This window comes from Pseudomonas kribbensis (assembly GCF_003352185.1).
In the GTDB taxonomy this organism is placed as follows: domain Bacteria; phylum Pseudomonadota; class Gammaproteobacteria; order Pseudomonadales; family Pseudomonadaceae; genus Aquipseudomonas; species Aquipseudomonas kribbensis.
Map to the genome: position 1 here is coordinate 1,373,380 of NZ_CP029608.1, position 26,627 is coordinate 1,400,006.

General features: G+C 59.8%; 21 protein-coding genes. 19 read left to right on the top strand and 2 right to left on the bottom strand.

Annotated elements, in window-relative coordinates; translation table 11 throughout:
* Positions 1-29: 29 nt before the first annotated feature.
* Together DLD99_RS06255 and map are read right to left on the bottom strand one after the other, a co-directional pair.
* A complete protein-coding gene (locus DLD99_RS06255; protein ID WP_114881637.1) occupies positions 30-2,732 on the bottom strand; it encodes a [protein-PII] uridylyltransferase in 2,703 nt (900 codons plus the stop codon).
* A gap of 40 nt (positions 2,733-2,772) precedes the next feature.
* Positions 2,773-3,555, bottom strand: coding sequence for a type I methionyl aminopeptidase (gene map / locus DLD99_RS06260; protein WP_011332681.1), 783 nt, complete (start codon positions 3,553-3,555; stop codon positions 2,773-2,775).
* A 373-nt stretch (positions 3,556-3,928) separates the two neighbouring features.
* On the opposite strand from map, the gene rpsB reads away from it, so the two are divergent.
* The 19 genes from rpsB to DLD99_RS06355 all read left to right on the top strand — a co-directional run bounded on the left by rpsB (position 3,929) and on the right by DLD99_RS06355 (position 26,623).
* Positions 3,929-4,666, top strand: a complete 738-nt coding sequence (gene rpsB / locus DLD99_RS06265) for a 30S ribosomal protein S2 (protein WP_003222119.1) — start codon at positions 3,929-3,931, stop codon at positions 4,664-4,666.
* Between the two features lie 203 nt (positions 4,667-4,869).
* Positions 4,870-5,733, top strand: a complete 864-nt coding sequence (gene tsf / locus DLD99_RS06270) for a translation elongation factor Ts (RefSeq protein WP_085712838.1) — start codon at positions 4,870-4,872, stop codon at positions 5,731-5,733.
* Positions 5,734-5,942: 209 nt separating this feature from the next.
* On the top strand, positions 5,943-6,686 hold the full coding sequence (gene pyrH, locus DLD99_RS06275) for a UMP kinase (protein WP_011332683.1): 744 nt from the start codon (positions 5,943-5,945) through the stop codon (positions 6,684-6,686).
* Positions 6,683-7,240 carry a ribosome recycling factor gene (gene frr, locus DLD99_RS06280; RefSeq protein ID WP_085688727.1) on the top strand — a complete coding sequence of 186 codons (558 nt, stop codon included), beginning with the start codon at positions 6,683-6,685 and terminating at the stop codon, positions 7,238-7,240. Before pyrH ends, frr begins: the two co-directional genes overlap by 4 nt.
* A gap of 14 nt (positions 7,241-7,254) precedes the next feature.
* Positions 7,255-8,010 carry a polyprenyl diphosphate synthase gene (uppS, locus tag DLD99_RS06285; RefSeq protein WP_114881638.1) on the top strand — a complete coding sequence of 252 codons (756 nt, stop codon included), beginning with the start codon at positions 7,255-7,257 and terminating at the stop codon, positions 8,008-8,010.
* Complete coding sequence (locus DLD99_RS06290; protein ID WP_085712840.1) at positions 8,010-8,816, top strand: phosphatidate cytidylyltransferase; 807 nt, start codon at positions 8,010-8,012, stop codon at positions 8,814-8,816. The genes uppS and DLD99_RS06290 overlap by 1 nt, the downstream gene beginning before the upstream one ends.
* A complete protein-coding gene (gene ispC, locus DLD99_RS06295; RefSeq protein ID WP_114881639.1) occupies positions 8,813-10,003 on the top strand; it encodes a 1-deoxy-D-xylulose-5-phosphate reductoisomerase in 1,191 nt (396 codons plus the stop codon). The genes DLD99_RS06290 and ispC overlap by 4 nt, the downstream gene beginning before the upstream one ends.
* A gap of 53 nt (positions 10,004-10,056) precedes the next feature.
* Complete coding sequence (gene rseP / locus DLD99_RS06300) at positions 10,057-11,409, top strand: sigma E protease regulator RseP (RefSeq protein WP_085729810.1); 1,353 nt, start codon at positions 10,057-10,059, stop codon at positions 11,407-11,409.
* A 74-nt stretch (positions 11,410-11,483) separates the two neighbouring features.
* Entirely contained in the window at positions 11,484-13,871 is a 2,388-nt protein-coding gene (gene bamA / locus DLD99_RS06305; RefSeq protein ID WP_114881640.1) for an outer membrane protein assembly factor BamA, read from the top strand.
* Between the two features lie 45 nt (positions 13,872-13,916).
* Positions 13,917-14,420: an OmpH/Skp family outer membrane protein gene (locus tag DLD99_RS06310; protein ID WP_003222140.1), complete on the top strand. Its 504-nt coding sequence runs from the start codon at positions 13,917-13,919 to the stop codon at positions 14,418-14,420.
* Between the two features lie 3 nt (positions 14,421-14,423).
* The gene (gene lpxD / locus DLD99_RS06315; protein ID WP_114881641.1) at positions 14,424-15,479 is read left to right on the top strand and encodes a UDP-3-O-(3-hydroxymyristoyl)glucosamine N-acyltransferase; all 1,056 of its coding nucleotides are present in this window, start codon (positions 14,424-14,426) and stop codon (positions 15,477-15,479) included.
* A 106-nt stretch (positions 15,480-15,585) separates the two neighbouring features.
* A complete protein-coding gene (fabZ, locus tag DLD99_RS06320) occupies positions 15,586-16,026 on the top strand; it encodes a 3-hydroxyacyl-ACP dehydratase FabZ (protein ID WP_003222142.1) in 441 nt (146 codons plus the stop codon).
* Positions 16,023-16,799 (top strand): acyl-ACP--UDP-N-acetylglucosamine O-acyltransferase, encoded by a 777-nt coding sequence (gene lpxA / locus DLD99_RS06325; RefSeq protein ID WP_085712845.1) that lies wholly within the window; start codon positions 16,023-16,025, stop codon positions 16,797-16,799. The genes fabZ and lpxA overlap by 4 nt, the downstream gene beginning before the upstream one ends.
* Positions 16,800-16,801: 2 nt before the next feature.
* A complete protein-coding gene (gene lpxB / locus DLD99_RS06330) occupies positions 16,802-17,932 on the top strand; it encodes a lipid-A-disaccharide synthase (RefSeq protein WP_114881642.1) in 1,131 nt (376 codons plus the stop codon).
* Positions 17,933-17,943: 11 nt separating this feature from the next.
* The gene (gene rnhB, locus DLD99_RS06335) at positions 17,944-18,570 is read left to right on the top strand and encodes a ribonuclease HII (protein ID WP_085712847.1); all 627 of its coding nucleotides are present in this window, start codon (positions 17,944-17,946) and stop codon (positions 18,568-18,570) included.
* A 76-nt stretch (positions 18,571-18,646) separates the two neighbouring features.
* Complete coding sequence (dnaE, locus tag DLD99_RS06340; protein ID WP_114881643.1) at positions 18,647-22,168, top strand: DNA polymerase III subunit alpha; 3,522 nt, start codon at positions 18,647-18,649, stop codon at positions 22,166-22,168.
* Between the two features lie 140 nt (positions 22,169-22,308).
* Entirely contained in the window at positions 22,309-23,256 is a 948-nt protein-coding gene (locus DLD99_RS06345; protein ID WP_085712849.1) for an acetyl-CoA carboxylase carboxyltransferase subunit alpha, read from the top strand.
* Between the two features lie 132 nt (positions 23,257-23,388).
* Positions 23,389-24,717: a tRNA lysidine(34) synthetase TilS gene (tilS, locus tag DLD99_RS06350; RefSeq protein WP_114881644.1), complete on the top strand. Its 1,329-nt coding sequence runs from the start codon at positions 23,389-23,391 to the stop codon at positions 24,715-24,717.
* A gap of 274 nt (positions 24,718-24,991) precedes the next feature.
* Positions 24,992-26,623: a CTP synthase gene (locus tag DLD99_RS06355; protein ID WP_011332696.1), complete on the top strand. Its 1,632-nt coding sequence runs from the start codon at positions 24,992-24,994 to the stop codon at positions 26,621-26,623.
* The last annotated feature ends 4 nt before the right edge of the window (positions 26,624-26,627 follow it).

Here is a 26,627-nt window from a genome sequence, read left to right on the forward strand (position 1 = left end):
GTGCAAAGCGATTGAATCCGGGCGCGCAATCAAATGCTGATGCGCGACAGTTTGATATCGGGTTCCTGATTGACGCTGAGCTGCTCGACGATGGCATCCTGCAAACGGCTGCACAGCAGCGGATCGGACAGCGGCTGATTGTGGGCGTCGGTGATGAAGAACACGTCTTCCACCCGCTCGCCCAGGGTGGCGATCTTGGCGTTCTGCAGCGACAGATCGAACTCCAGGAAAATCCCGCCGATCCGTGCCAGCAGACCAGGCCGGTCGGGCGCTGTGAGTTCCAGAACCGTTACCGGACGCTGGGCGTCGTTGTGGATCGTGACCTGCGGGGCAAAGGCAAAGTGTTTGAGCTGGCGCGGCACCCGACGCTGAATGATGGTCGGGTAGTCGTCCGGGTTGCGCAGGGCTTCGGTCAGGCCGTCGCGGATCTGCTTGATCCGCAGCGGATTGTCGCCGATCGAATCGCCATCGGTGTCGAGCACGATATAGGTGTCGAGGGTGAACTGGCTGCTGGAGGTAATGACCCGGGCATCGTGAATGTTCAGGTTGAGCTGGTCCATCGCGGCCACGGTCACGGCAAAGAAATCATGCTGGTCCGGGGCGTAGATGAAGATCTGCGTACCGCCCTCGAATTCGCGCTGGGTGGTTTCCTTGATCAGCACCAGCGGGCCGCCGTCGGCCGGCTGCTGGAGAATCGCATCGCTGTGCCAGGCCACGTCGCCTGCGGTGTGGCGCAGGAAGTAGTCATCGCCCAGTTGTGCCCACAACTGTTCGACATCGTCCGGATCGGTACCGCCGCGCACCAGAATATCCAGCGCTGCGCTCTGGGTCTGGCGGATCTGTTCTTCGCGATCCACCGGGTTTTCCAGGCCACGACGCAGGGCGCGCTTGGTCTCGGTGTAGAGCTGGCGCAGCAGGCTGGCGCGCCAGGAGTTCCACAGGGTCGGGTTGGTTGCGTTGATGTCGGCCACGGTCAGCACGTACAGATAGTCAAGGCGGGTTTCATCGCCGACGATCTGGGCGAAGTCATGGATCACCTGCGGGTCGGACAAATCCTTGCGCTGGGCGGTGGTCGACATCACCAGATGGTTCTGCACCAGCCAGACGATCAGGCGGCTGTCCCACACCGGCAGCTGATGGCGCTGGCAGAACGCCTCGGCATCCACTGCGCCGATATCCGAGTGGTCGCCGTGCCGGCCCTTGCCGATATCGTGATACAGGCCCGCCATGTAGATCAGTTCGGGTTTCGGCAGCTTGGCCATGAGCTTGGCGGCCAGCGGGAATTTTTCCGACACCTGCGAGTACTGCAATTTGCGCAGATGTTTGATCAGGTTCAGCGTGTGGGCATCGACGGTATAGATGTGGAACAGGTCGTGCTGCATCTGTCCGACGATGAAACCGAATTCCGGCAGGTAACGCCCGAGAATGCCGTAGCGGTTCATCCGCCGCAGGTTGCGGTGAATGCCGATCTTGCACTTGAACAATTCGATGAACAGGCTGGTGTTGCGGATGTCGTTGCGGAAATTGTCGTCGATCAGGTGACGGTTTTCCCGCAGCAGGCGAATGGTATCGGCGCGCACGCCCTTGATTTCCGGCTGCTGGGCCATCAGCACGAAGATCTCGAGCATGGCGAACGGCGTGCGGCGGAAGACGTTGTCGTTACGTGCCTCGATGTAACCGTCGTGCAGCTGGAAGCGCGAGTTGATCGGCTGCGGCGGGGCTTCGTCTTCCGGGGCGAGGATGACTTCCTCGAAGTGCTGGATGATCAGGTCGCTGAGCTGGGCGATGCTCATCACCACGCGGAAGTACTGCTGCATGAAGTTTTCGACGGCCTGCTTGGCGTCGTCGCCTTCAAATCCCAGCAGCCCCGCGATGGTGCGCTGGTGATCGAACAACAGGCGATCTTCGGAGCGACCGGCCAGCATGTGCAGTGCGTAGCGCACTTTCCAGAGGAATTCCTGGGACGACGCCAGCAGGGCGTTTTCACTCTCGACCAGGAAGCCTTCGCCGGCCAGGGCGCGCAGATTCAGGGTGCCGTACTGGCGACGGGCGACCCACAGAATCGTCTGAATATCCCGTAGTCCGCCGGGCGAGCCTTTGACGTTGGGTTCCAGGTTGTATTCGGTGTCGTTGTACTTGTGGTGACGGGCCTTCTGCTCGGAGCGTTTGGCCAGGAAGAATTCCTTGCTCGGCCACATGTGGGCGGTACTGGTGACATCGAGCATGCGCTGGCGCAAACGCTCGGGGCCGCAGATTGTGCGGCTTTCCATCAGGTTGGTAACCACCGTCAGGTCGGCGCGGGCCTCTTCGGCGCACTCATCCACCGAGCGAACGCTCTGACCGACTTCCAGGCCGATGTCCCACAACAGCGTCAGAAAGCGCTCGATGGAATCACGGAAGATTTCGTGGTCGGCGCTGTCCAGCAGAATCAGCAGGTCGATATCGGAATAGGGATGCAACTCACCGCGACCGTAGCCGCCGACCGCGACCAGCGCGATGTCGGCGTCTTCGCTCCAGTTGAACTGGTCCCAGGCCTTTTGCAGGATGTTGTCGACGAACCAGGCGCGATCCTCGATCAGTCGCCGGATGTCGCGGCCGCCGCGAAAGCGTGCATCGAGCACTTCGCGGGCCTGGCGGATCGCCTTCTTGAACGCCGCGATGGGACTCGCTTTCAGGGCCAGTTCAGCCTGGAACTGGCCGCGGTCGAAGAGTTCGGGATCCACCTGCGGCATCGATTGGCTTTCCTTCTATAGGCTGGGAGCGGTGTCTGGATCAGGCCGAGATGCGCGGGATGGTGTCGTCGCTGCGCAGGGTGAAGATCTCGTAGCCGGTGTCAGTGACAAGCAAAGTATGTTCCCACTGTGCCGACAGCTTGCGATCCTTGGTGATCGCGGTCCAGCCGTCGCCCAGTACCTTGGTGTCGGCCTTGCCCTGGTTGATCATCGGCTCGATGGTGAAGGTCATGCCGGCCTTCAGTTCCATGCCGGTGCCGGCGCGGCCGTAGTGCAGGATCTGCGGCTCTTCGTGGAACACCTTGCCGATGCCGTGACCGCAGAATTCGCGCACCACGGAGAAACCGTTCTTTTCAGCGTGCTTCTGGATGATCTCGCCGATGTCGCCGAGGCGGCAGCCGGGTTTGACGATCTCGATCGCCTTGTACATGCACTCCTGGGTGACCTGGGACAGGCGCTCGGCCCAGACCGGCACGGTGCCGACGTGGAACATGCGGCTGGTGTCGCCGTGGTAGCCGTCCTTGATCACCGTGACATCGATGTTCAGGGTGTCGCCGTTTTTCAGCGGTTTGTCGTTCGGGATGCCGTGGCAGACGACGTGGTTGATCGAGGTGCAGATCGACTTCGGGTAGCCCTTGTAGTTGAGCGGGGCAGGGATGGCTTTCTGCACGTCGACGATATAGTCATGGCAGATCTGGTTCAGCTCATCGGTGGTCACGCCCGGCTTGACGTGTTCGGCAATCATTTCCAGCACATCGGCGGCCAGTTTGCCGGCGACACGCATGCCAGCGATGTCCTCGGGAGTTTTGAGGGTGACGGTCATACAGGCTCTCTCTGCGCTCGGCGGCGCTTGCTGATACGAACAGGGCGGCGGTTTTCGCCAGATGGCCCTGAAAAACGCGATTCTAACAGACCAAAGGCGCAAATCCGCGCCGGCGTGCATCGCTTCTCTCTATACAATAGTGCGCGCAAGGCCGATTCCAAGGGGTCGGCATCCATGTCCCTGACGGGATTAAAGATTCCGGGTTCCGTTTGCGGCCTTGCTGTGGTATAAAATGCGCCGCTTTCCGGGGATAGCTCCGGGAGCATTAACCCACACACGTGTCGACACGATGGCCTGGGTGCCTTTGATCCTCGGATCAGGGGTTGGTCATTGGGATACGTGGAGGCCCAACCCGACTTATCAAGGAACTATCATGTCCCAAGTCAATATGCGCGATATGCTGAAGGCCGGTGTGCACTTCGGTCACCAAACCCGTTACTGGAATCCGAAAATGGGCAAGTACATTTTCGGCGCGCGTAACAAGATTCACATCATCAACCTTGAAAAAACCCTGCCAATGTTCAACGAAGCTCTGACTTTCGTAGAGCGTCTGGCCCAGGGCAAAAACAAGATTCTGTTCGTCGGCACCAAGCGTTCCGCTGGCAAGATCGTTGCTGAAGAAGCAGCACGTTGCGGTTCGCCGTACGTCGATCACCGCTGGTTGGGCGGCATGCTGACCAACTTCAAGACCATCCGCGCTTCCATCAAGCGTCTGCGTGACCTTGAAGTACAAGCCGAAGACGGTACTTTCGCCAAGCTGACCAAGAAAGAAGCGCTGATGCGCTCCCGTGATCTTGAGAAGCTGGATCGCTCCCTGGGCGGCATCAAGGACATGGGCGGTCTGCCAGACGCACTGTTCGTGATCGACGTTGACCACGAGCGCATCGCGATCACCGAAGCCAACAAGCTGGGCATCCCGGTCATCGGCGTTGTCGATACCAACAGCAGCCCGGAAGGCGTTGACTACATCATCCCAGGCAACGATGACGCAATCCGCGCTATCCAGCTGTACATGGGTTCGATGGCTGACGCAGTTATCCGTGGTCGCAACAATGTTGCTGGCGGTACTGTTGAATTCGCAGCTGAAGAAACTCAGGCTGCAGCTGAGTAATTGACGCCCTGGCGTTGACTCAGTAAGCAAAAAGGGGGCTTGGCCCCCTTTTTGCCACCTCGAAAACCATCTGTCGGCGCCCACTTGTGGCAGCGCTCGCCCTGTATCTGTAACGTGCAGCGGCTACAAGGTGGTTCGGGAAGAATTGAACGCCCGTTCGATCGGGTGGAATGGTTGAAAACCTATCCAAGAGGAATTTGAAAATGGCAGCAATTACTGCAGCGTTGGTCAAAGAACTGCGCGAGCGTACCGGCGAAGGCATGATGGATTGCAAGAAGGCCCTGGAAAAGGCTGGCGGCGACATCGAAAAAGCCATTGATGACATGCGTGCTTCGGGCGCGATCAAGGCTGCCAAGAAAGCCGGCAACGTTGCCGCTGAAGGCGCTATCGCTGTCAAGGCTGACGGCAAGTCCGCCGTTCTGCTGGAAGTGAACTCGCAGACCGACTTCCTGGCCCTGCAGGACGACTTCAAGAACTTCGTCAGCGAAAGCCTGGAAGAAGCCTTCGCTCAGAAGCTGACCGACGCGGCTCCGCTGATCGCTTCGCGTGAAGCTGCTCGTGAAGCCCTGGTTGCCAAGTGTGGCGAAAACGTCAACATCCGTCGTCTGGCGCGTGTTGAGGGTGACGTTGTAGGCGCTTACCTGCACGGCAACAAGATTGGTGCAGTGGTTGTTCTGAAGGGCGGCGACGTCGACCTGGCCAAGAACATCGCCATGCACGTTGCAGCTTCGAACCCAGAGTTCCTGGACGCGTCGGAAATCTCCGCCGAGGCCATCGAGCGCGAGAAGAACGTATTCCTGCAGCTGAATGCCGACAAGATTGCCGGCAAGCCGGAAAACATCGTTGAGAACATGATCAACGGTCGTATCACCAAGTTCAAGGCCGAAGCCTCGCTGAAAGAGCAAGCCTTTGTCATGAACCCTGAAGTCAAGGTTGGCGAGCTGGCCAAGAAAGCCGGCGCCGAAATCGTTTCCTTCACCTACTTCAAAGTAGGCGAAGGCATCGAGAAGCCAGTTGACGACTTCGCTGCCGAAGTTGCCGCTCAAGTGGCTGCCGCCAAGCAGTAAGACGGTTTTTCAACTGTCGCCCGAAAGAGGCTGCCCGCTCACGCGCGCAGCCTCTTTTCAGATAGGGTTACCAGTTTTTAATTGGTTTCCCCTTGGAACTGACTTACAAAGCCATGTTCCGATGGCGCTGAAGCAGCGCCACGCTAGAGTGAACGCAGCTGCAAACAGCTCGCAAAGAATTTTTAAATACGCCGCAGGAGAGATTCGCAATGGCTCAGCAGGGCAGTGGTTATCAGGCTCGCTATAAACGCATTCTACTCAAGCTTAGCGGCGAGGCCCTGATGGGCTCGGAAGAGTTCGGGATCGATCCGAAAGTGCTGGATCGCATGGCGCTGGAAGTCGGCCAGTTGGTAGGCATCGGCGTTCAGGTCGGTCTGGTGATCGGCGGCGGCAACCTGTTCCGCGGTGAAGCGCTGAGCAAGGCCGGCATGGATCGGGTCACCGGCGACCACATGGGCATGCTGGCCACTGTGATGAACGCCCTGGCCATGCGCGATGCGCTGGAACGTGCCAATATCTCGGCCATCGTGATGTCGGCCATTTCCATGGTCGGTGTGACCGATCACTATGATCGTCGCAAGGCCATGCGCCACCTGAACTCCAAGGACGTGGTGATTTTCGCGGCCGGTACCGGCAATCCGTTCTTTACCACGGATTCGGCAGCCTGCCTGCGTGCCATCGAGATCGACGCGGACGTCGTACTCAAGGCAACCAAGGTCGATGGCGTCTACACCGCCGACCCGTTCAAAGACCCGCATGCCGAGAAGTTCGATCATCTGACTTACGATGAAGTACTGGATCGCAAGCTGGGCGTAATGGATCTGACGGCCATCTGCCTGTGCCGCGACCACAAGATGCCATTGCGCGTATTCAACATGAACAAGCCCGGCGCCCTGCTGAACATCGTGCACGGCGGCGCTGAAGGAACCCTGATCGAGGAAGTTCAACAATGATCAACGAAATCAAGAAAGACGCCCAAGAGCGCATGAAGAAGTCGATCGAGTCGCTGAGTCATGCATTCGGCCAGATTCGTACCGGCAAGGCTCACCCGAGCATTCTGGGTAGCGTGATGGTGCCTTACTACGGTGCCGATACGCCTTTGAGCGGTGTCGCGAACGTTACGGTGAAAGACTCCCGGACCCTGCAGGTCGTACCGTTCGAGCGCAACATGCTCACGGCGGTCGACAAGGCGATCATGAACGCCGGTCTGAACCTCAATCCGACCAACCTTGGCGAGCTGCTGCTGGTTTCCATGCCGGCGCTGACCGAAGAAACCCGTAAGGGCTTCACCAAGCAGGCGCGCGCAGCGGCTGAAGATGCTCGCGTTGCCGTGCGCAACATTCGTCGCGATGCACTGGGTGACCTGAAGAAGCTGGTCAAGGACAAGGAAATCAGCGAAGACGAAGAGCGCCGTGCGGCGGCTGATATCCAGAAGCTGACCGACAAGGCTGAAGCTGATATCGACGCGGCTACCAAGGAAAAAGAAGCGGATCTGATGGCCGTATAAGGGTCGAGCTTTAAATGGAAAAGACCAAGCAGACTGCGCCGTCCGCGGTGCCGCGCCATGTCGCGATCATCATGGATGGCAACAATCGCTGGGCGAAAAAACGCTTTATGCCGGGTGTCGCCGGGCATAAAGCGGGTGTAGATGCTGTGCGGGCGGTGATCGAGGTGTGTGCCGAGGCCGGTGTCGAGGTGCTGACGCTGTTTGCCTTTTCCAGCGAGAACTGGCAGCGCCCGGCCGATGAGGTCAGTGCCCTGATGGATCTGTTCTTCAAGGCACTGCGTCGTGAGGCCAAGCGCCTCAATGACAACAACATCAGCCTGCGCATCATTGGCGACCGTTCGCGTTTCCATCCCGAGCTTCAGGCTGCCATGCGCGAGGCTGAGGCCATGACGGCGGGCAGCAATCGTTTCATCCTGCAGATCGCCGCCAACTACGGCGGCCAGTGGGATATCGCGCAAGCTGCGCAGCGCCTGGCTCGTGAAGTTCAGGCCGGGCACCTGCGGCCGGAAGACATCACCCCGGATCTGCTGCAAACCTGTCTGGCGACCGGCGACCTGCCATTGCCGGACCTGTGCATCCGTACGGGCGGCGAGCACCGCATCAGCAACTTCCTGCTGTGGCAACTGGCCTACGCCGAGTTGTACTTCTCCGACCTGTTCTGGCCGGACTTCAAACACGATGCCATGCGTAATGCACTGGCCGATTTCGCTTCGCGTCAGCGTCGTTTCGGTAAAACGAGCGAGCAGATCGAAGCTGGAGCCCGGATTTAATGCTTAAACAACGAATCATCACTGCGCTGATCCTGCTGCCGATCGCACTGGGCGGATTTTTCCTGCTCGAGGGTTCCGGTTTTGCGCTGTTCATCGGTCTGGTGGTCAGTCTGGGTGCCTGGGAATGGGCGCGCCTGGCCGGTTTCACCGCGCAATCGTTTCGCGTTGGTTATGCGGCAGTCGTCGCGCTGATGCTGTTCGTCATGTATATCCTGCCGGGGCTGGCGCCCTGGGTGCTTGGTGCTTCGGTGATCTGGTGGGCGGTAGCGACCTGGCTGGTGCTGACCTATCCGCGCTCCAGCGAGCGCTGGGCCAGTGCCGCCAGCAAGCTGGTGATCGGCCTGCTGATTCTCCTGCCGGCCTGGCAAGGGCTGGTCCAGATCAAGCAATACCCGCTGGGTAACTGGTTGATCATGGCGGTGATGGTGCTGGTCTGGGGCGCCGATATCGGGGCCTACTTTTCCGGTCGTGCATTCGGCAAGCGCAAGCTGGCCCCGCAAGTCAGCCCTGGCAAAAGCTGGGAAGGCGTGTATGGCGGTCTGGCGCTGAGCCTCGTCATCACCACGCTGGTCGCTCTGTTTCGTGACTGGACAGTGGCGCAACTGTTCAAAGGCCTGATTGGCGCTGCGCTGATCGTGTTCATCTCGGTGGTGGGCGATCTGACTGAAAGCATGTTCAAGCGCCAGTCCGGTATCAAGGACAGCAGCAATCTGCTGCCGGGCCATGGCGGCATACTGGACCGCATTGACAGCCTGACGGCCGCGATCCCGGTATTCGCCGTGCTGTTGTGGATGGCTGCACCGTGAGCCGCCCACAACAGGTCACTGTTCTGGGGGCAACCGGCTCGATCGGTCTGAGCACTCTGGATGTCATCGCTCGTCACCCTGAGCGTTATCAGGTGTTTGCACTCAGTGGCTTTACGCGTCTGAGCGAGCTGTTTGCCTTGTGCGTACGCCATGTGCCGCAGTTTGCTGTGGTGCCGGAAGTCGCGGCAGCCCGTGGTTTGCAAGACGATTTGCGTGCTGCCGGCCTGTCGACCCGGGTGCTGGTAGGTGAGGAGGGTCTGTGTCAGGTTGCAGCAGCCCCTGAGGTGGATGCCGTGATGGCGGCCATCGTCGGCGCCGCCGGTCTGCGCCCGACCCTCGCCGCTGTCGAGGCAGGCAAGAAAATTCTCCTGGCGAACAAGGAGGCGCTGGTCATGTCCGGCGCCTTGTTCATGGAGGCGGTGCGCAAGAGCGGTTCGGTCCTGCTGCCCATCGACAGTGAGCACAACGCGATTTTCCAGTGCATGCCGCAGGATTTCGCTCGTGGATTGAGCAATGTCGGCGTGCGTCGGATTTTGCTGACAGCCTCGGGTGGCCCTTTCCGGCAGACGCCGATGGCCGAACTGGCGCATGTTTCTCCCGATCAGGCCTGTGCTCATCCTAACTGGTCCATGGGGCGCAAGATTTCCGTGGATTCGGCCAGCATGATGAACAAGGGGCTCGAGTTGATCGAAGCCTGCTGGCTGTTCGATGCCCGGCCGTCGCAAGTCGAAGTGGTGATTCATCCACAGAGCGTGATTCACTCTCTGGTCGACTACGTAGATGGCTCGGTACTGGCGCAGCTGGGTAATCCCGACATGCGTACGCCGATCGCCAATGCACTGGCCTGGCCTGAGCGCATTGATTCGGGCGTGGCGCCACTGGACCTGTTTGCCATCGCACGCCTGGACTTCGAGGCGCCCGATGAGGAACGCTTCCCGTGCCTGCGGCTTGCCCGTCAGGCCGCCGAGGCCGGCAACAGTGCACCTGCCATGCTCAATGCCGCGAATGAAGTCGCGGTGGCGGCGTTTCTCGACGGGCGGGTTCGCTATCTCGAAATCGCGAGTATCATCGAGGAAGTGTTGAATCTCGAGCCGGTGGTTGCGCTGAATGATCTCGATGCGGTGTTCACGGCGGACGCGGCAGCACGTACGCTCGCCGGGCAATGGCTGACTCGTCACGGTCGATAGACCCTGCGGTACAAGGCTTCACGCGGCATAGAACAGGATTGCGGAGAAAGTAGATGAGCGCGCTCTATATGATTGCCGGCACCCTGATCGCCCTGGGTGTGCTGGTCACCTTTCACGAATTTGGCCACTTCTGGGTCGCGCGTCGCTGTGGCGTCAAGGTTCTGCGCTTTTCCGTGGGCTTCGGCATGCCGTTGCTGCGCTGGCATGACAAGCAGGGGACCGAGTTTGTCGTCGCCGCCATTCCGTTGGGTGGCTACGTCAAGATGCTCGATGAGCGTGAAGGTGAAGTGCCCGCTGATCAGCTTCATTTGTCTTTCAATCGCAAGTCCGTACGCCAGCGTATTGCTATCGTCGCTGCCGGCCCTGTCGCCAACTTCCTGCTGGCCATGGTGTTCTTCTGGGTGCTGGCCATGCTCGGCAGCGAACAGGTACGTCCGGTCATCGGTGCCGTCGAGTCCGGCAGTATCGCTGCGAAAGCCGGCCTGAATGCAGGTCAGGAAATCGTCGCGATCGACGGTGAGCCGACTTCTGGCTGGGCGGCGGTCAATCTGCAACTGGTGCGTCGCCTGGGGGAAAGCGGTTCCCTGCAGGTGCTGGTGCGTGAGCAGGGCTCTACGGCCGATTCGCCGCGTGAGCTTGCACTGGATCACTGGCTCAAAGGTGCTGATGAGCCGGATCCGATTCGCTCTCTGGGTATTCGTCCATGGCGTCCTGCGTTGCCGCCGATTCTCGCTGAGCTCGATCCGAAAGGCCCGGCCCAGGCTGCCGGTTTGAAGACCGGTGACCGTCTGCTGGCGCTGGACGGCAAGGCGCTGGATGACTGGCAGCAAGTGGTCGACACCGTTCGTACGCGTCCTGATACCAAAATCATGCTGCACGTCGAGCGCGACGGTGCTCAAATCGACGTCCCCGTAACGCTGGCGGCGCGTGGTGAAAGCAAGTCGCCAAGTGGTTATCTGGGGGCGGGAGTGAAAGCTGTCGACTGGCCACCGGAGATGATCCGCGAGGTCAGTTATGGTCCTTTGGCCGCGATTGGCGAGGGTGCCCGTCGTACCTGGACCATGAGCGTGCTGACGCTGGATTCACTGAAGAAAATGCTGTTCGGCGAGCTCTCGGTAAAAAACTTGAGTGGACCGATAACCATTGCTAAAGTGGCGGGCGCTTCTGCCCAGTCGGGCGTTGCTGATTTCCTGAATTTCCTTGCTTATCTGAGTATTAGCCTGGGGGTTCTGAATTTGCTGCCTATTCCTGTACTGGATGGGGGGCATTTGTTGTTTTATCTGATCGAGTGGGCGCGTGGTCGTCCCTTGTCGGATCGGGTGCAAGGTTGGGGGATACAGATCGGTATCAGTTTGGTGGTCGGGGTGATGTTGCTTGCTCTGGTCAACGATCTGGGTCGACTGTAACGCTTCGCTGAATTGCGAATCTGCCGCATTTTGCGGCAGTTTGTTTATTGCCAGTTGGAATAAGAAAGGACTTCATGAAACGTCTGCTGCTAACTGCGGTTCTCACCGTATTGATGATCGCCGAAGTTCACGCCGAGTCCTTCACTATCTCTGATATTCGCGTCAATGGCCTCCAGCGGGTCTCCGCGGGTAGCGTCTTTGGTGCCTTGCCGTTGAACGTCGGCGAGCAGGCGGATGATCGTCGCCTGGTGGAATCCACTCGTGCGTTGTTCAAAACCGGTTTCTTTCAAGATATCCAGCTGGGCCGCGAAGGCAACGTTCTGGTGATCACGGTCGTTGAACGTCCATCGGTCGCGAGCATCGAGATCGAAGGCAACAAGGCGATCTCCACCGAAGACCTGATGAAGGGCCTCAAGCAATCCGGTCTGGCCGAAGGCGAGATCTTCCAGCGTGCGACCCTCGAAGGCGTGCGTAACGAACTGCAACGCCAGTACGTTGCGCAAGGTCGTTACTCGGCTACCGTCGATACCGAAGTGGTATCGCAGCCGCGCAACCGTGTCGGCCTGAAAGTGAAGATCAACGAAGGCACCGTCGCTGCCATTCAGCACATCAACGTGGTGGGCAACACGGTTTTCCCTGAGGAAGACCTGACCGACCTGTTCGAACTGAAGACCACCAACTGGCTGTCGTTCTTCAAGAACGATGACAAGTACGCCCGTGAAAAGCTTTCCGGTGACCTGGAGCGTCTGCGTTCCTATTACCTGGACCGCGGCTATATCAACATGGATATCGCTTCGACCCAGGTGTCCATCACTCCGGATAAAAAACACGTCTACATCACCGTCAACGTGAACGAAGGCGAGAAGTACACCGTTCGTGACGTCAAGCTCAGCGGTGACCTGAAAGTCCCTGAAGACCAGGTCAAGTCGCTGCTGCTGGTGCAAAAGGGCCAGGTGTTCTCGCGCAAGCTGATGACCACCACCTCGGAACTGATCACCCGTCGTCTGGGTAACGAGGGCTACACCTTCGCCAACGTCAATGGCGTTCCGCAGCCGCACGATGATGACCACACCGTGGACATCCTGTTCGCTGTCGATCCGGGCAAGCGTGCCTATGTCAATCGCATCAACTTCCGTGGCAACACCAAGTCCGAAGACGAAGTGCTGCGCCGCGAAATGCGTCAGATGGAAGGTGGCTGGGCTTCGACTTACCTGATCGACCAGTCCAAGACTCGTCTTGAGCGTCTGGGCTTCTTCAAGGAAGTGAACGTCGAGACTCCGGCTGTTCCGGGCGTCGACGATCAGGTAGACGTGAACTATGCGGTTGAAGAGCAGGCTTCCGGTTCCATCACCGCCAGCGTCGGTTTTGCCCAGAGTGCCGGTCTGATCCTCGGTGGTTCGATCACCCAGAACAACTTCCTCGGTACCGGTAACCGCGTCAGCGTCGGCCTGACCCGTAGCCAATACCAGAGCCGTTACAACTTCGGCTACGTTGACCCCTACTGGACCGCCGATGGCGTGAGCCTGGGCTATAACGCGTTCTATCGCACCACCGACTACAAAGACCTCGACGTCGACGTAGCAAGCTATGCGGTAGACAGCCTGGGCGCCGGCGTGAACGTCGGTTACCCGATCAGCGAGACTTCGCGTCTGACCTTCGGCCTGTCCGCTCAACAGGACAAGATCAAGACCGGTACCTACACCGTTGACGAGATTTTCGACTTCGTTAAGCGCGAAGGTGACCAGTACCTGAACTTCAAGGCGTCGGCCGGCTGGTCCGAGTCCACTTTGAACAAGGGCGTGTTGCCAACCCGCGGTCGTTCGCAGAGCCTGACCCTGGAAACGACGATTCCTGGCAGTGACCTGTCGTTCTACAAACTGGATTACCGTGGCCAGCTGTTCCAGCCACTGACCGAAAACTACACCCTGCGTCTGCACACCGAGTTGGGTTATGGCGACGGTTACGGTTCGACGGACGGCTTGCCGTTCTATGAAAACTACTATGCTGGTGGTTTCAACTCGGTACGTGGTTTCAAAGACAGTACCCTGGGTCCGCGCAGTACGCCGAGCCGTGGTCAGGCGGTCACCGGTAACGCCGGTACGCTTGCCGACCCGGACCAGGATCCGCTGCCATTCGGTGGTAACGTGTTGATCCAGGGTGGTGTCGAGGTGCTGTTCCCGCTGCCGTTCGTGAAGGATCAGCGTTCGTTGCGTACATCGGTATTCTGGGACGTCGGTAACGTGTTCGACTCGACTTGCAAGTCGACCACAAACGCCGATGGTTCCAAGGCCAATACACAGTGCAACGACATCAGTCTGAGCAACATGGCCAGTTCCGTCGGTGTCGGCGTGACCTGGGTTACCGCACTGGGTCCTTTGAGCTTCGCGTTGGCCACACCGATCAAGAAACCGGATAACGCTGAAACTCAAGTGTTCCAATTCTCCCTCGGCCAGACGTTCTAAGCGTCTGACCCAAGATAACGACAATGGATTTTGTAGGAGTGCATCGTGCGTAAGTTGACTCAATTGGTTCTCCTGGCCTCCGTACTGGTGGCAGGCCCGGCATTTGCCGACATGAAAATCGCTGTTCTGAACTATCAGATGGCTCTGCTGGAGTCCGATGCGGCCAAGAAGTACGCCGTGGATGCCGAGAAGAAGTTCGGTCCTCAACTGACCAAACTGAAGACGCTGGAAAGCAGCGCCAAGGGTATCCAGGATCGTCTGATGGCTGGCGGCGACAAGATGCAGCAGGGTGAGCGTGAGCGTCTGGAGCTGGAATTCAAGCAAAAGGCCCGCGACTTCCAGTTCCAGTCCAAGGAACTGAACGAAGCCAAGGCTGTTGCTGACCGTGAAATGCTCAAGCAGCTCAAGCCGAAACTGGATAGCGCAGTGGAAGAAGTCATCAAGAAAGGTGGTTTTGACCTGGTGTTCGAGCGTGGCGCAGTGATCGATGTCAAACCTCAGTACGACATCACGCGCCAGGTTATCGAGCGCATGAATCAGCTGAAGTAACCCATGACCGTGACTATCAAACTCGGCCAGTTGGCCGAGTTCCTCGGTGCCACCCTGAGTGGCGATCCCGAGAAGCAAATTACTGGGCTAGCCACCTTGCAGGAGGCTGGCCCAGCTCAGTTGAGCTTTCTGGCAAACCCTCAATACCGCAAATACCTGGCTGGCTCGCAAGCGGCAGCATTGCTGCTCAAGGCGGCTGATGCCGAAGGTTATGCGGGTAATGCGTTGGTGGTGCCGGATCCTTATCTGGCTTACGCACGCATTTCTCACCTGTTCGATCCGAAGCCGAAAGCTGCAGCCGGTATCCATCCGTCGGCAGTGATCGCTCCGGATGCCGTGGTCGATCCGACTGCCAGCATCGGTCCCTTTGTGGTGATCGAGGCAGGTGCACGGATCGGGGCGGGCGTGACGCTTGGCGCGCATTGCGTTGTCGGTGCCCGCAGCGAAATCGGCGAGGGCGGCTGGCTGGCTCCGCGTGTCACGCTGTATCACGATGTACGCATCGGCAAGCGGGTGGTGATTCAGTCAGGTGCAGTGCTTGGTGGTGAGGGCTTCGGCTTTGCCAACGAGAAAGGCATCTGGCAGAAAATCGCCCAGATCGGTGGCGTGACCATCGGCGACGATGTGGAGATCGGCGTGAATACCGCCATCGACCGCGGTGCGTTGGCCGATACCGTGATCGGTAACGGTGTAAAGCTCGACAACCAGATTCAGATCGCCCACAACGTTCAGGTCGGTGATCACACCGCCATGGCTGCGTGCGTGGGGATTTCCGGCAGCACCAAAATCGGCAAGCACTGCATGCTCGCCGGTGGTGTCGGCCTGGTAGGGCACATCGATATTTGCGACAACGTATTCCTGACCGGGATGACCATGGTGACTCACTCGATTACCGAGCCGGGTGCCTATTCTTCCGGTACGGCCATGCAGCCGGCTGCCGAGTGGCGCAAAAGCGCGGCACGCATCCGTCAGCTCGATGACATCGCGCGACGCTTGCGACAGCTGGAAAAGCAGGCAGGGGAAGTGACCCCTGGCGGTAACGCTTCATCTGAAGGCTGATACCATTTCCATATCAAGTGTGCACAGCCTCTGGACTGCCTCCTTGATTTGCTAGAGGAGTGCGCGTCAGTCGCGCTCCCAATCTTTACATAGGCTTCCCCCCGAAATGATGGACATCAACGAGATTCGCGAATACCTGCCTCACCGTTACCCGTTCCTGCTGGTGGACCGGGTGGTGGAACTGGATACGGAAGGCAAGCGCATTCGCGCCTACAAGAATGTCAGCATCAACGAACCGTTCTTCAATGGCCACTTCCCTGCGCACCCGATCATGCCGGGCGTGTTGATCATCGAAGCGATGGCTCAGGCTGCCGGGATCCTCGGTTTCAAGATGCTGGACGTGAAGCCGGCCGATGGCACCCTCTACTATTTCGTCGGTTCCGACAAACTGCGTTTCCGTCAGCCAGTGCTGCCGGGTGACCAGTTGATCCTCGAAGCCAAGTTCATCAGCTGCAAGCGTCAGATCTGGAAGTTCGAATGCCAGGCTTCGGTCGATGGCAAGCCGGTCTGCTCCGCTGAAATCATCTGTGCGGAACGCAAGCTATGAGTTTGATTGACCCTCGCGCAATCATCGATCCTTCGGCCGTACTGGCCGAAGGTGTCGAGGTCGGCCCGTGGTCGATCATCGGCGCAGGTGTGGAAATCGGCGAGGGAACAGTGATCGGGCCACACGTGATCCTCAAAGGTCCGACCCGAATCGGCAAGCACAATCGCATCTACCAGTTTTCCTCGGTAGGCGAAGACACGCCTGATCTCAAGTACAAGGGTGAAGAAACCCGTCTGGTGATCGGTGACCATAACGTTATCCGTGAAGGCGTGACGATTCACCGTGGCACGGTTCAGGATCGTTCCGAAACCACGCTGGGTGATCACAACCTGATCATGGCTTACGCCCACATCGGTCACGACAGTGTCATCGGCAACCATTGCATCCTGGTCAACAACACGGCATTGGCCGGGCATGTGCACGTCGAAGACTGGGCGATCCTGTCCGGCTTCACGCTGGTGCACCAGTATTGCCACATTGGCGCCCACAGCTTTTCCGGCATGGGAACGGCCATCGGCAAGGACGTCCCGGCGTTCGTCACAGTGTTCGGCAACCCGGCTGAAGCGCGCAGCATGAACTTTGAAGGCATGCGTCGTCGCGGTTTCAGCGAGGATGCGATTCACGCGCTACGCCGCGCCTACAAAACCGTTTATCGTCAGGGGCTGACTGTCGAGCAAGCGCTGGCCGAACTGGCCGAGCCTGCCGCCCAGTTCCCGGAAGTCGCGGTGTTCCGTGACTCCATCCAGTCGTCGTCTCGCGGCATCACTCGCTGATCATGGCCAATCTGCGTATTGCGCTGGTGGCGGGTGAGGCTTCCGGCGATATTCTGGGCGCCGGCCTGATGCGTGCCCTCAAGGCACAGTATCCGGCGGTCGAGTTCATTGGCGTCGGCGGCCCCCTGATGCAGGCCGAGGGCCTGAATTCCTACTTCCCCATGGAGCGGTTGTCGGTCATGGGGCTGGTGGAAGTCCTCGGTCGGCTGCGTGAGCTGCTCAAGCGCCGCAAGGACCTGATCGCCACCCTGATCGCCCAGAAGCCGGATGTGTTCATCGGCATCGATGCGCCGGATTTCAACCTCAACATCGAACTCAAGCTGCGTCAGGCCGGGATCAAGACCGTGCACTACGTCAGCCCTTCGGTGTGGGCGTGGCGGCAGAAGCGGGTGCTGAAGATCCGCGAAGGCTGCGACCTGATGCTCACGCTGCTGCCGTTCGAAGCCAGGTTTTACGAAGAGAAGGGCGTACCGGTGCGGTTCGTCGGCCATACGCTGGCCGATACCATTCCACTGGAGGCTGATCGCGTCGCCGCACGTGCCGAGCTGGGTCTGCCTGACTGTCCGCTGGTGGCTTTGATGCCGGGCAGCCGGGGCGGCGAAGTCAGTCGTCTGGGTGCGCTGTTTCTCGATACCGCCGAACGCCTGCGCGCCATGCGTCCGGGTTTGCGCTTCGTCATTCCATGTGCCAACCCGGAGCGTCGAGCCCAGCTTGAAGAGCTGCTGGCCGGTCGCGATTTGCCAGTGACTCTGCTCGACGGCAAGTCCCATCTGGCGCTGGCAGCGTGCAACGCGGTCCTGATTGCGTCGGGCACGGCGACCCTTGAGGCGTTGCTCTACAAGCGCCCGATGGTCGTGGCCTACCGCCTTGCGCCGCTGACGTTCTGGATTCTCAAACGCATGGTCAAGAGCCCGTACGTCTCCCTGCCGAACCTGCTGGCCCAGCGGTTGCTGGTGCCGGAATTGTTGCAGGATGATGCGACGGTCGAGGCGCTGGCCCAGACCCTGTCGCCGCTGATCGACGGCGGTGAAGAACAGACTCGCGGCTTCGATGAAATCCACCGCACCCTGCGCCTGGACGCCTCCAATCAGGCGGCTGACGCCGTTCTGAACCTGATCGGTCAAACTCGATGAGCAAGACAAGCATGCAGATGGGCCTGGATTTCACCCTGGTCGCCGAAGTCGAAGAATTGGTGGCTGGCGTAGATGAAGTCGGTCGCGGCCCGTTGTGCGGCGCGGTCGTCACGGCGGCGGTGATCCTCGATCCGAACCGGCCGATTCTTGGTCTCAACGACTCGAAGAAACTCACTGAAGCCAAGCGTGAAAAGCTCTACGACGAAATCTGCGAAAAGGCTTTGAGCTGGTGCATCGCCCGCGCCGAAGTCGAAGAAATCGACGAGCTGAACATCCTGCACGCCACCATGCTGGCGATGCAGCGCGCCGTCGCGGGTCTGCATATCCAGCCGAAACTGGCGATGATCGACGGCAACCGCTGCCCGAAACTGCCGATGCGTTCCGAAGCGGTGGTCAAGGGCGATAGCAAGGTCCCGGCCATCGCCGCCGCATCGATTCTGGCCAAGGTCAGCCGCGACCGCGAGATGGCGGCGTTCGAGTTGATCTACCCGGGTTACGGCATCGGTGGTCATAAAGGCTATCCGACGCCCGTTCATCTGGAAGCGCTGGTGCGCCTCGGGCCGACACCGATTCACCGGCGTTCGTTTGCCCCCGTGCGGCAGGCTTACGAGGCGCTTGAAGGTCTCACGCAGGTTTAGCGGCGAGGCTGATGTTTTATTCGGGGCCCGGTACAATCCGGGCCTTGTTGTCTCTATGTAACTGGACAGGATCACTATGCCGGCTTCATTCGTTCATCTACGCCTGCACACTGAATACTCCCTGGTCGACGGGCTGGTGCGGATCAAGCCGCTGGTCAAGGCCCTGACCGGCATGGGCATGCCGGCCGTTGCGGTTACCGACCAGAACAACATGTGTTCGCTGGTCAAATTCTATAAAAACACCATGGGCGCGGGGATCAAGCCGATCTGCGGCGCCGACCTGTGGCTGTCGAACAAGGACCCGGATGGCCCGCTGAGCCGGATCAGCCTGCTGGTCATGAACGCCCTGGGCTATCGCAACCTGACCGAGCTGATTTCCCGTGGCTTCATCGACGGTCAGCGCAACGGCATGATCATCATCGAGCGCGAGTGGGTGGTCGAGGCCAACGAAGGCCTGATCATGCTGTCCGCCGCGAAAGAGGGCGAGATCGGCATGGCCATGATCGGCGGTAACCCTGCCGAGGCCGAAGTCCTGACCCGTGAGTGGATGTCGGTGTTCCCGGATCGTTTCTATCTGGAAATCCAGCGCACCAATCGCCCGAACGACGAAGAACAACTGCACGGCGCTGTGGCCCTGGCCGAGAAACTCGGCGCGCCGCTGGTCGCCACCAACGATGTGCGCTTCATCAAGCAGGAAGACTTCGCCGCCCACGAAACCCGCGTCTGCATCGGTGAGGGCCGCGCCCTCGACGACCCGCGTCGTTCGAAGAATTACAGCGATCAGCAGTACCTGAAAAGCGCCGAGGAAATGGCCGAGCTGTTCAGCGACCTGCCGGATGCCGTGGAAAACACCGTCGAAATCGCCAAGCGCTGCAACATCGACGTGAAGCTGGGCAAGCACTTCCTGCCGGACTATCCGATTCCCGATGGCATGACCATCGACGAGTATTTCCGCAAGGTGTCGTTCGATGGTCTGGACGAGCGCCTCAGCGTGCTGCTGCCCAAGGACACCACCGAAGATTACGAGGCCAAGCGTCAGGTCTATGTCGACCGGCTGAATTTCGAGCTGGATATCATCATCCAGATGGGATTCCCCGGTTACTTCCTGATCGTGATGGACTTTATCCAGTGGGCCAAGAACAACGGCGTGCCGGTGGGCCCGGGCCGGGGGTCGGGTGCCGGATCGCTGGTGGCTTATGTGCAGAAGATCACCGACCTCGACCCGCTGGAATATGACCTGCTGTTCGAACGTTTCCTTAACCCCGAACGGGTATCCATGCCCGACTTCGACGTCGACTTCTGCATGGACGGCCGCGACCGGGTAATCGACTACGTGGCCGAAAAGTACGGCCGCAACGCCGTAAGCCAGATCATCACCTTCGGTTCCATGGCGGCCAAGGCTGTGGTGCGGGACGTGGCGCGGGCCCAGGGCAAGTCGTTCGGTCTGGCGGATCGTCTGTCGAAGATGATTCCGTTCGAAGTCGGCATGACCCTGGAAAAAGCCTACGAGCAGGAAGAAATCCTGCGCGACTTCATCAAGGTCGATGAAGAAGCGGCAGAAATCTGGGAGATGGCGCGCAAACTCGAAGGCGTGGTGCGTAACGTCGGTAAACACGCCGGTGGTGTAGTGATCGCGCCGACCAAGCTGACCGACTTCTCGCCGATCTATTGCGATGAGGCTGGCGACGGCCTGGTGACCCAGTTCGACAAGGATGACGTGGAAGCGGCTGGTCTGGTGAAGTTCGACTTCCTCGGCCTGCGGACCCTGACGATCATCGACTGGGCGCTGAAGACCATCAACCGCGACCGCGCCAAGGTCAACGAGCCGCCGCTGGACATCGCGTTCATCCCGCTGGATGACAAGCCGACCTATCAGCTGCTGCAAAAAGCTGAAACCACCGCGGTGTTCCAGCTTGAATCCCGCGGCATGAAAGAGCTGATCAAAAAGCTCAAGCCCGACTGCCTCGAAGACCTTATCGCACTGGTGGCCCTGTTCCGTCCGGGCCCGTTGCAGTCCGGCATGGTGGATGACTTCATCAACCGCAAGCACGGTCGCGCGGAACTGGCGTATCCGCACCCGGATTACCAGTACGAAGGCCTGCAGCCGGTACTTGCACCGACCTACGGCATCATCCTGTATCAGGAACAGGTGATGCAGATCGCCCAGGTCATGGCCGGTTACACCCTCGGTGGTGCGGACATGCTGCGTCGGGCGATGGGTAAGAAGAAACCCGAGGAAATGGCCAAGCAGCGCGGCGGTTTCATCGAGGGTTGTGCGTCGAACAATATCGACGCGGATCTTGCCGGTAACATTTTCGACCTGGTGGAAAAATTCGCCGGTTACGGCTTCAACAAATCCCACTCCGCCGCCTACGGCCTGGTGTCGTACCAGACCGCCTGGCTGAAGGCTCACTACCCGGCGCCGTTCATGGCCGCGGTGCTGTCGGCGGATATGCACAACACCGACAAGGTCGTGACCTTGATCGAGGAAGTGCGCACGATGAAGCTGCGCCTCGACGCGCCGGACGTGAACACGTCGGAGTTCAAGTTCACGGTGAACGACGAGGGTCGCATCGTGTACGGTCTGGGCGCGATCAAAGGCGTCGGCGAAGGCCCGGTGGAAGCGATTACCGAAGCGCGTCAGGCCGGTCCGTTCAAGGATCTGTTCGACTTCTGCGCCCGGGTCGACCTCAAGCGCATCAACAAGCGTACGCTGGACGGTCTGATCCGCAGCGGCGCGCTGGATCGCCTCGGCCCGTACTTCCATGACGAGCAAAAGGCGTATCAGGCCAACATCGACCGCAACCGCGCCGTGCTGCTGGCGGCGATGGAAGAGGCGATCAAGTCGGCCGAACAGACTGCACGCACCCGCGACAGTGGTCACGCCGACCTGTTCGGCGGGCTGTTCGTCGAGGAAGACGCAGACGTTTACGCGCTGCATCGCAAGGCCAAGGAACTGACGCTCAAGGAACGCCTGAAGGGTGAAAAAGACACCCTTGGCCTGTACCTGACCGGCCACCCGATCGACGAATACGAAGGCGAAATCCGCCGTTTCGCCCGCCAGCGCATCATCGACCTGAAACCGGCCCGGGACACCCAGACCGTGGCGGGGATGATCATCGCCCTGCGGGTGATGAAGAACAAAAAGGGCGACAAGATGGGTTTCATCACCCTCGACGACCGCTCCGGGCGGATCGAGGCGTCGCTGTTCGCCGATGCGTTCCACTCCGCGCAATCGCTGTTGCAGACCGATGCGATGGTGGTGGTCGAAGGCGAGGTCAGCAACGATGACTTCTCCGGCGGCCTGCGCCTGCGGGTCAAGCGGGTGATGAGCATGGAAGATGCGCGCACCAACCTGGCCGAGAGCCTGCGCCTGAAACTGCAGACCCAGGACCTGAAAGGCGATCAGCTACGCTGGTTGGGGGATTTGCTCAAGCGTCATCGCGGGGCGTGCCCGATCACCATGGAATACACCAGCCCGGATGCGAAGACCTTGCTGCAGTTTGGCGAGACCTGGCGGATCGACCCGGCGGATGCCTTGATTCAAGCCCTGCGTGACCAGTTCGGGCGAGACAACGTCTTCCTCCAATACCGTTGACCGGCAGGTGAGACCGAACCGCCTGCCCACAACCTGAATTTTTAATCTCGACCTCAGCGCGCCTCTCCCTTAAGGTAGGGCGCGAATAGACAACCGGCCGGCCCCAAGCTCACTTGGGACACGACCCAAGACGGACGCCTATGAACCCGAATTTCCTGGATTTCGAACAGCCGATCGCCGACCTGCAAGCCAAGATCGAAGAGTTGCGCTTGGTCGGTAATGACAATTCGCTGAATATCGGCGATGAGATCTCCCGCCTGCAGGACAAGAGCAAGACGCTCACCGAAGACATCTTCGGCAAGCTGACCAGCTGGCAGATCGCACGTCTGGCACGTCACCCGAAACGTCCATACACCCTGGACTACATCGAGCACATCTTCACCGAGTTCGACGAACTGCACGGTGACCGTCACTTCTCCGACGACGCGGCCATTGTGGGCGGCGTGGCACGTCTGGAAGACCAGCCAGTGATGGTGATCGGTCACCAGAAGGGCCGTGAAGTACGTGAAAAGGTACGCCGCAACTTCGGCATGCCGCGTCCGGAAGGCTACCGCAAGGCGTGCCGCCTGATGGAAATGGCCGAGCGTTTCAAAATGCCGATCCTGACCTTCATCGACACCCCGGGCGCCTACCCTGGCATCGACGCCGAAGAGCGCAACCAGAGCGAAGCGATCGCCTGGAACCTGCGCGTCATGGCTCGTCTGAAAACCCCGATCATCGCCACCGTGATTGGTGAAGGTGGTTCCGGCGGCGCACTGGCAATCGGTGTCTGCGACCAGCTGAACATGCTGCAGTACTCGACTTACGCGGTGATCTCGCCGGAAGGCTGCGCTTCGATTCTGTGGAAAACCGCAGAAAAGGCGCCGGATGCCGCTGAAGCAATGGGCATCACCGCCGAGCGTCTGAAAGGCCTGGGCATCGTCGACAAAGTGATCGGCGAGCCTCTGGGCGGCGCCCACCGCGATCCGGCGGCTGCAGCTGCCTCGATCCGCGCCGAGCTGAGCTCGCAACTGGCGATGCTGAAGAAGCTCGACAACGAAGCGCTGCTCAAGCGTCGTTACGATCGTCTGATGAGCTACGGTCTCTAAGTCGACCGCGCAATACCCAATGTGGGAGCGAGCCTGCTCGCGATGAGGGGTAACATTCAACCAATGAGTTGGCTGTTGCGCCGCTATCGCGAGCAGGCTCGCTCCCACATTTGATTTGTGCCAAGGAAAAAAATGGATCAGTCGACGATTGATTTGCCTTCCAGGCTTTTGCGCAATCTCAAGCCCTGGCTCGATGCGGCCAATTGGCGTATCGCTTTCTCGGGTGGCCTCGACTCCACCGTCCTGCTGCACCTTCTGGCAACGCTCGCCAAATCCGAATCCCTTCCGGCGTTAAGCGCCATCCATGTCCATCACGGCCTTCAGGCCGTGGCCGACGCGTGGCCGGCGCATTGCCAGGCTGTCTGTGACGCCTTGGGCATTTCATTGCAGATCGTTCACGTGACCGTGCAACAGGGCGCCAGCCTTGAGCGTGCGGCGCGGGATGCGCGTTACGCGGCATTCACTTCAGCGACCCGGATCAATGATGTGTTGATGACGGGCCAGCACCGCGACGATCAGGCAGAAACCCTGTTGTTCCGGTTGCTGCGTGGCGCCGGAGTGCGCGGCCTGTCCGGCATGCCGGCGCAACGAGCGCTGGGGCAGGGCAGCCTGGTTCGGCCGTTGCTCGACATCTCGCGTGCCGAACTGGAAGCCTATGCGCGGGATCATGATCTGCGTTGGGTCGAGGATCCGTCGAATCAGAATCGACAGTTTTCGCGCAACTACCTGCGTCATCAGGTCATGCCGCTGCTGACCGGTCGCTGGCCGCAGGCACACGCCAGCACGGCCCGCAGTGCGGCGCATTTGCGGGAGGCGCAAGGTTTGCTCGATGAGCTGGCGCAGATCGATCTGGCTCAAGCGAGCTTGCCCGGTGAGTTCGAATGGTCGGGATTGCCATCACTGGACTTCGCGGCCATCGCCGGGTTATCCGATGCGCGCCAGCGCAATGCACTCAGTCACTGGCTTGAACCGCTCACCCGACTGCCGGATACCGACCATTGGTCGGGTTGGGTCGATCTGCGCGATGCCGGTAACGATGCCGCTCCGGTCTGGCGTCTGGCGGATGGCGAGTTGCACCGCAGCGCCGGTCGCCTGTGGTGGCTCAACGGCCACTGGCTGCGCACGCCGGTGGTCAGTGGCGACTGGCACGAGACGTCGCTGGCGCTACGCTTGCCCGATAACGGGCGTGTCATGTTCAGCGGTCAGACTCCCGCAGGGCCGCTGCAGATCCGCTATCGACAGGGCGGCGAGGTGATGCATCTGGCGGATCGCGGACATCGCGATCTCAAGCGTCTGCTCAATGAGCGCGCGGTGCCGGCCTTTGTGCGTGGCAGATTGCCGCTGCTGTTTCGCGGTGAAGAATTGCTCGCCGTGGCGAACCTGCCGGGGCTCGACAGCAATGCGCTGGAAGGCTGGCGATTGCATTGGCAGCCTTCTGACGAAGATCAAGGTTTGAGATGAAGGGGGCATTCCGGTAGACTACGCTCCCTTCTTGATACAACTTCTGTGGATTCGCCTGAATTGCAGGAGTTGCCGATTACCAAGCAGTCTTTGCTGGGCGATTCCAAAAAATGTGTAGCGAGCAACGTACCGGTGTTTTCACTTCCGGTCTGTCCCAACGCGGCGGTTTTTTTGAAAGGTGCACTGTGATTAATGCAGGTGATCGGGGGCTTCGGCCTTCCTTCGCTTTCCCCGGCGGCTCGGACCGCTTTAACGCAGACTTCTAGGGTTTTTCATGACGCGCTACATATTCGTCACGGGCGGTGTTGTTTCTTCTTTGGGGAAAGGCATTGCATCGGCTTCATTGGCGGCCATCCTGGAGGCGCGGGGGCTTAAGGTCACCATGCTGAAGCTGGATCCGTACATCAACGTCGACCCGGGCACCATGAGCCCGTTCCAGCACGGTGAAGTGTTCGTCACCCACGACGGCGCCGAGACCGACCTGGACCTGGGCCACTACGAGCGGTTCATCCGCACGACCATGACCCAGAACAACAACTTCACCACCGGCCGTGTCTACGAGCACGTGCTGCGCAAAGAGCGCCGTGGTGACTACCTGGGTGCAACCATCCAGGTGATTCCGCACATCACCGACGAAATCAAGCGTCGCATCATCAAGGGCGCCGGCGATGCCGACGTGGCCCTGGTGGAAATCGGCGGTACCGTTGGCGACATCGAATCGCAACCGTTCCTCGAAGCCATCCGCCAGCTGCGTGTGGAAGTCGGTTCCAAGCGCGCGATGCTGATGCACCTGACCCTGGTTCCGTACATCGCCACCGCTGGCGAGACCAAGACCAAGCCGACCCAGCACTCCGTAAAAGAGCTGCGTTCGATCGGTCTGCAGCCAGACGTGCTGATCTGCCGCTCCGACCATCCGGTGGATGTGTCGTCGCGTCGCAAGATCGCGCTGTTCACCAACGTTGAAGAGCGTGCGGTGATCTCCCTGGAAGACGTCGACACCATCTACAAGATCCCGGCCGTGCTGCACGCCCAGGGTCTGGACGATTTCGTCGTCGAGCGTTTCGGCCTGCAATGCAATGGCGCCGACCTGTCCGAGTGGGAAAAGGTCGTCGATGCCAAGCTCAATCCAGAGCACGAAGTCACCATCGCGATGGTCGGCAAGTACATGGAGCTGCTGGACGCCTACAAGTCGCTGATCGAAGCGATGAGTCACGCTGGCATCACCAACCGCACCAAGGTCAACCTGCGCTACATCGATTCCGAAGACATCGAGAACCAGGGCACCGCGCTGCTGGAAGGCGTGGACGCGATCCTTGTACCGGGCGGCTTCGGTCTGCGTGGCGTGGAAGGCAAGATCACTGCCGTTCAATACGCTCGCGAAAACAAGGTTCCGTACCTGGGTATCTGCCTGGGCATGCAAGTGGCGGTCATCGAGTTCGCCCGTAACGTGCTGGGCTGGAAAGACGCCAACTCCACCGAGTTCGATCGTGCCAGCGGCCATCCGGTTGTCGGTCTGATCACCGAGTGGGAAGACGCCACCGGCGCCGTTGAAGTGCGTACCGAAGCGTCCGACCTGGGCGGCACCATGCGCCTCGGCGCTCAGGAATGCCTGCTCGAAGCCGGCTCCAAGGTGCACGACTGCTACGGCAAGGATGTGATTGTCGAGCGTCACCGTCACCGTTACGAAGTGAACAACAACCTGCTGCCGCAGATCATCGAAGCCGGCCTGAAGATTTCCGGTCGTTCTTCCGATGCAGCGCTGGTCGAAGTGGTCGAAGCTCCGGATCATCCATGGTTCGTCGCTTGCCAGTTCCACCCGGAATTCACCTCGACTCCGCGTGACGGTCACCCGCTGTTCAGCGGTTTCGTGAAAGCAGCGTTGGCTCAACACCAGAAGAAGGCGTAACCCG

What these genes read in the sequence shown, in the direction of transcription:
- DLD99_RS06255 (WP_114881637.1), bottom strand. Translation starts at nt 2,732, where the DNA reads ATGCCGCAGGTGGATCCCGAACTCTTCGACCGCGGCCAGTTCCAGGCT.
- map (WP_011332681.1), bottom strand. Translation starts at nt 3,555, where the DNA reads ATGACCGTCACCCTCAAAACTCCCGAGGACATCGCTGGCATGCGTGTC.
- rpsB (WP_003222119.1), top strand. Translation starts at nt 3,929, where the DNA reads ATGTCCCAAGTCAATATGCGCGATATGCTGAAGGCCGGTGTGCACTTC.
- tsf (WP_085712838.1), top strand. Translation starts at nt 4,870, where the DNA reads ATGGCAGCAATTACTGCAGCGTTGGTCAAAGAACTGCGCGAGCGTACC.
- pyrH (WP_011332683.1), top strand. Translation starts at nt 5,943, where the DNA reads ATGGCTCAGCAGGGCAGTGGTTATCAGGCTCGCTATAAACGCATTCTA.
- frr (WP_085688727.1), top strand. Translation starts at nt 6,683, where the DNA reads ATGATCAACGAAATCAAGAAAGACGCCCAAGAGCGCATGAAGAAGTCG.
- uppS (WP_114881638.1), top strand. Translation starts at nt 7,255, where the DNA reads ATGGAAAAGACCAAGCAGACTGCGCCGTCCGCGGTGCCGCGCCATGTC.
- DLD99_RS06290 (WP_085712840.1), top strand. Translation starts at nt 8,010, where the DNA reads ATGCTTAAACAACGAATCATCACTGCGCTGATCCTGCTGCCGATCGCA.
- rseP (WP_085729810.1), top strand. Translation starts at nt 10,057, where the DNA reads ATGAGCGCGCTCTATATGATTGCCGGCACCCTGATCGCCCTGGGTGTG.
- bamA (WP_114881640.1), top strand. Translation starts at nt 11,484, where the DNA reads ATGAAACGTCTGCTGCTAACTGCGGTTCTCACCGTATTGATGATCGCC.
- lpxD (WP_114881641.1), top strand. Translation starts at nt 14,424, where the DNA reads ATGACCGTGACTATCAAACTCGGCCAGTTGGCCGAGTTCCTCGGTGCC.
- fabZ (WP_003222142.1), top strand. Translation starts at nt 15,586, where the DNA reads ATGATGGACATCAACGAGATTCGCGAATACCTGCCTCACCGTTACCCG.
- lpxA (WP_085712845.1), top strand. Translation starts at nt 16,023, where the DNA reads ATGAGTTTGATTGACCCTCGCGCAATCATCGATCCTTCGGCCGTACTG.
- lpxB (WP_114881642.1), top strand. Translation starts at nt 16,802, where the DNA reads ATGGCCAATCTGCGTATTGCGCTGGTGGCGGGTGAGGCTTCCGGCGAT.
- rnhB (WP_085712847.1), top strand. Translation starts at nt 17,944, where the DNA reads ATGCAGATGGGCCTGGATTTCACCCTGGTCGCCGAAGTCGAAGAATTG.
- dnaE (WP_114881643.1), top strand. Translation starts at nt 18,647, where the DNA reads ATGCCGGCTTCATTCGTTCATCTACGCCTGCACACTGAATACTCCCTG.
- DLD99_RS06345 (WP_085712849.1), top strand. Translation starts at nt 22,309, where the DNA reads ATGAACCCGAATTTCCTGGATTTCGAACAGCCGATCGCCGACCTGCAA.
- tilS (WP_114881644.1), top strand. Translation starts at nt 23,389, where the DNA reads ATGGATCAGTCGACGATTGATTTGCCTTCCAGGCTTTTGCGCAATCTC.
- DLD99_RS06355 (WP_011332696.1), top strand. Translation starts at nt 24,992, where the DNA reads ATGACGCGCTACATATTCGTCACGGGCGGTGTTGTTTCTTCTTTGGGG.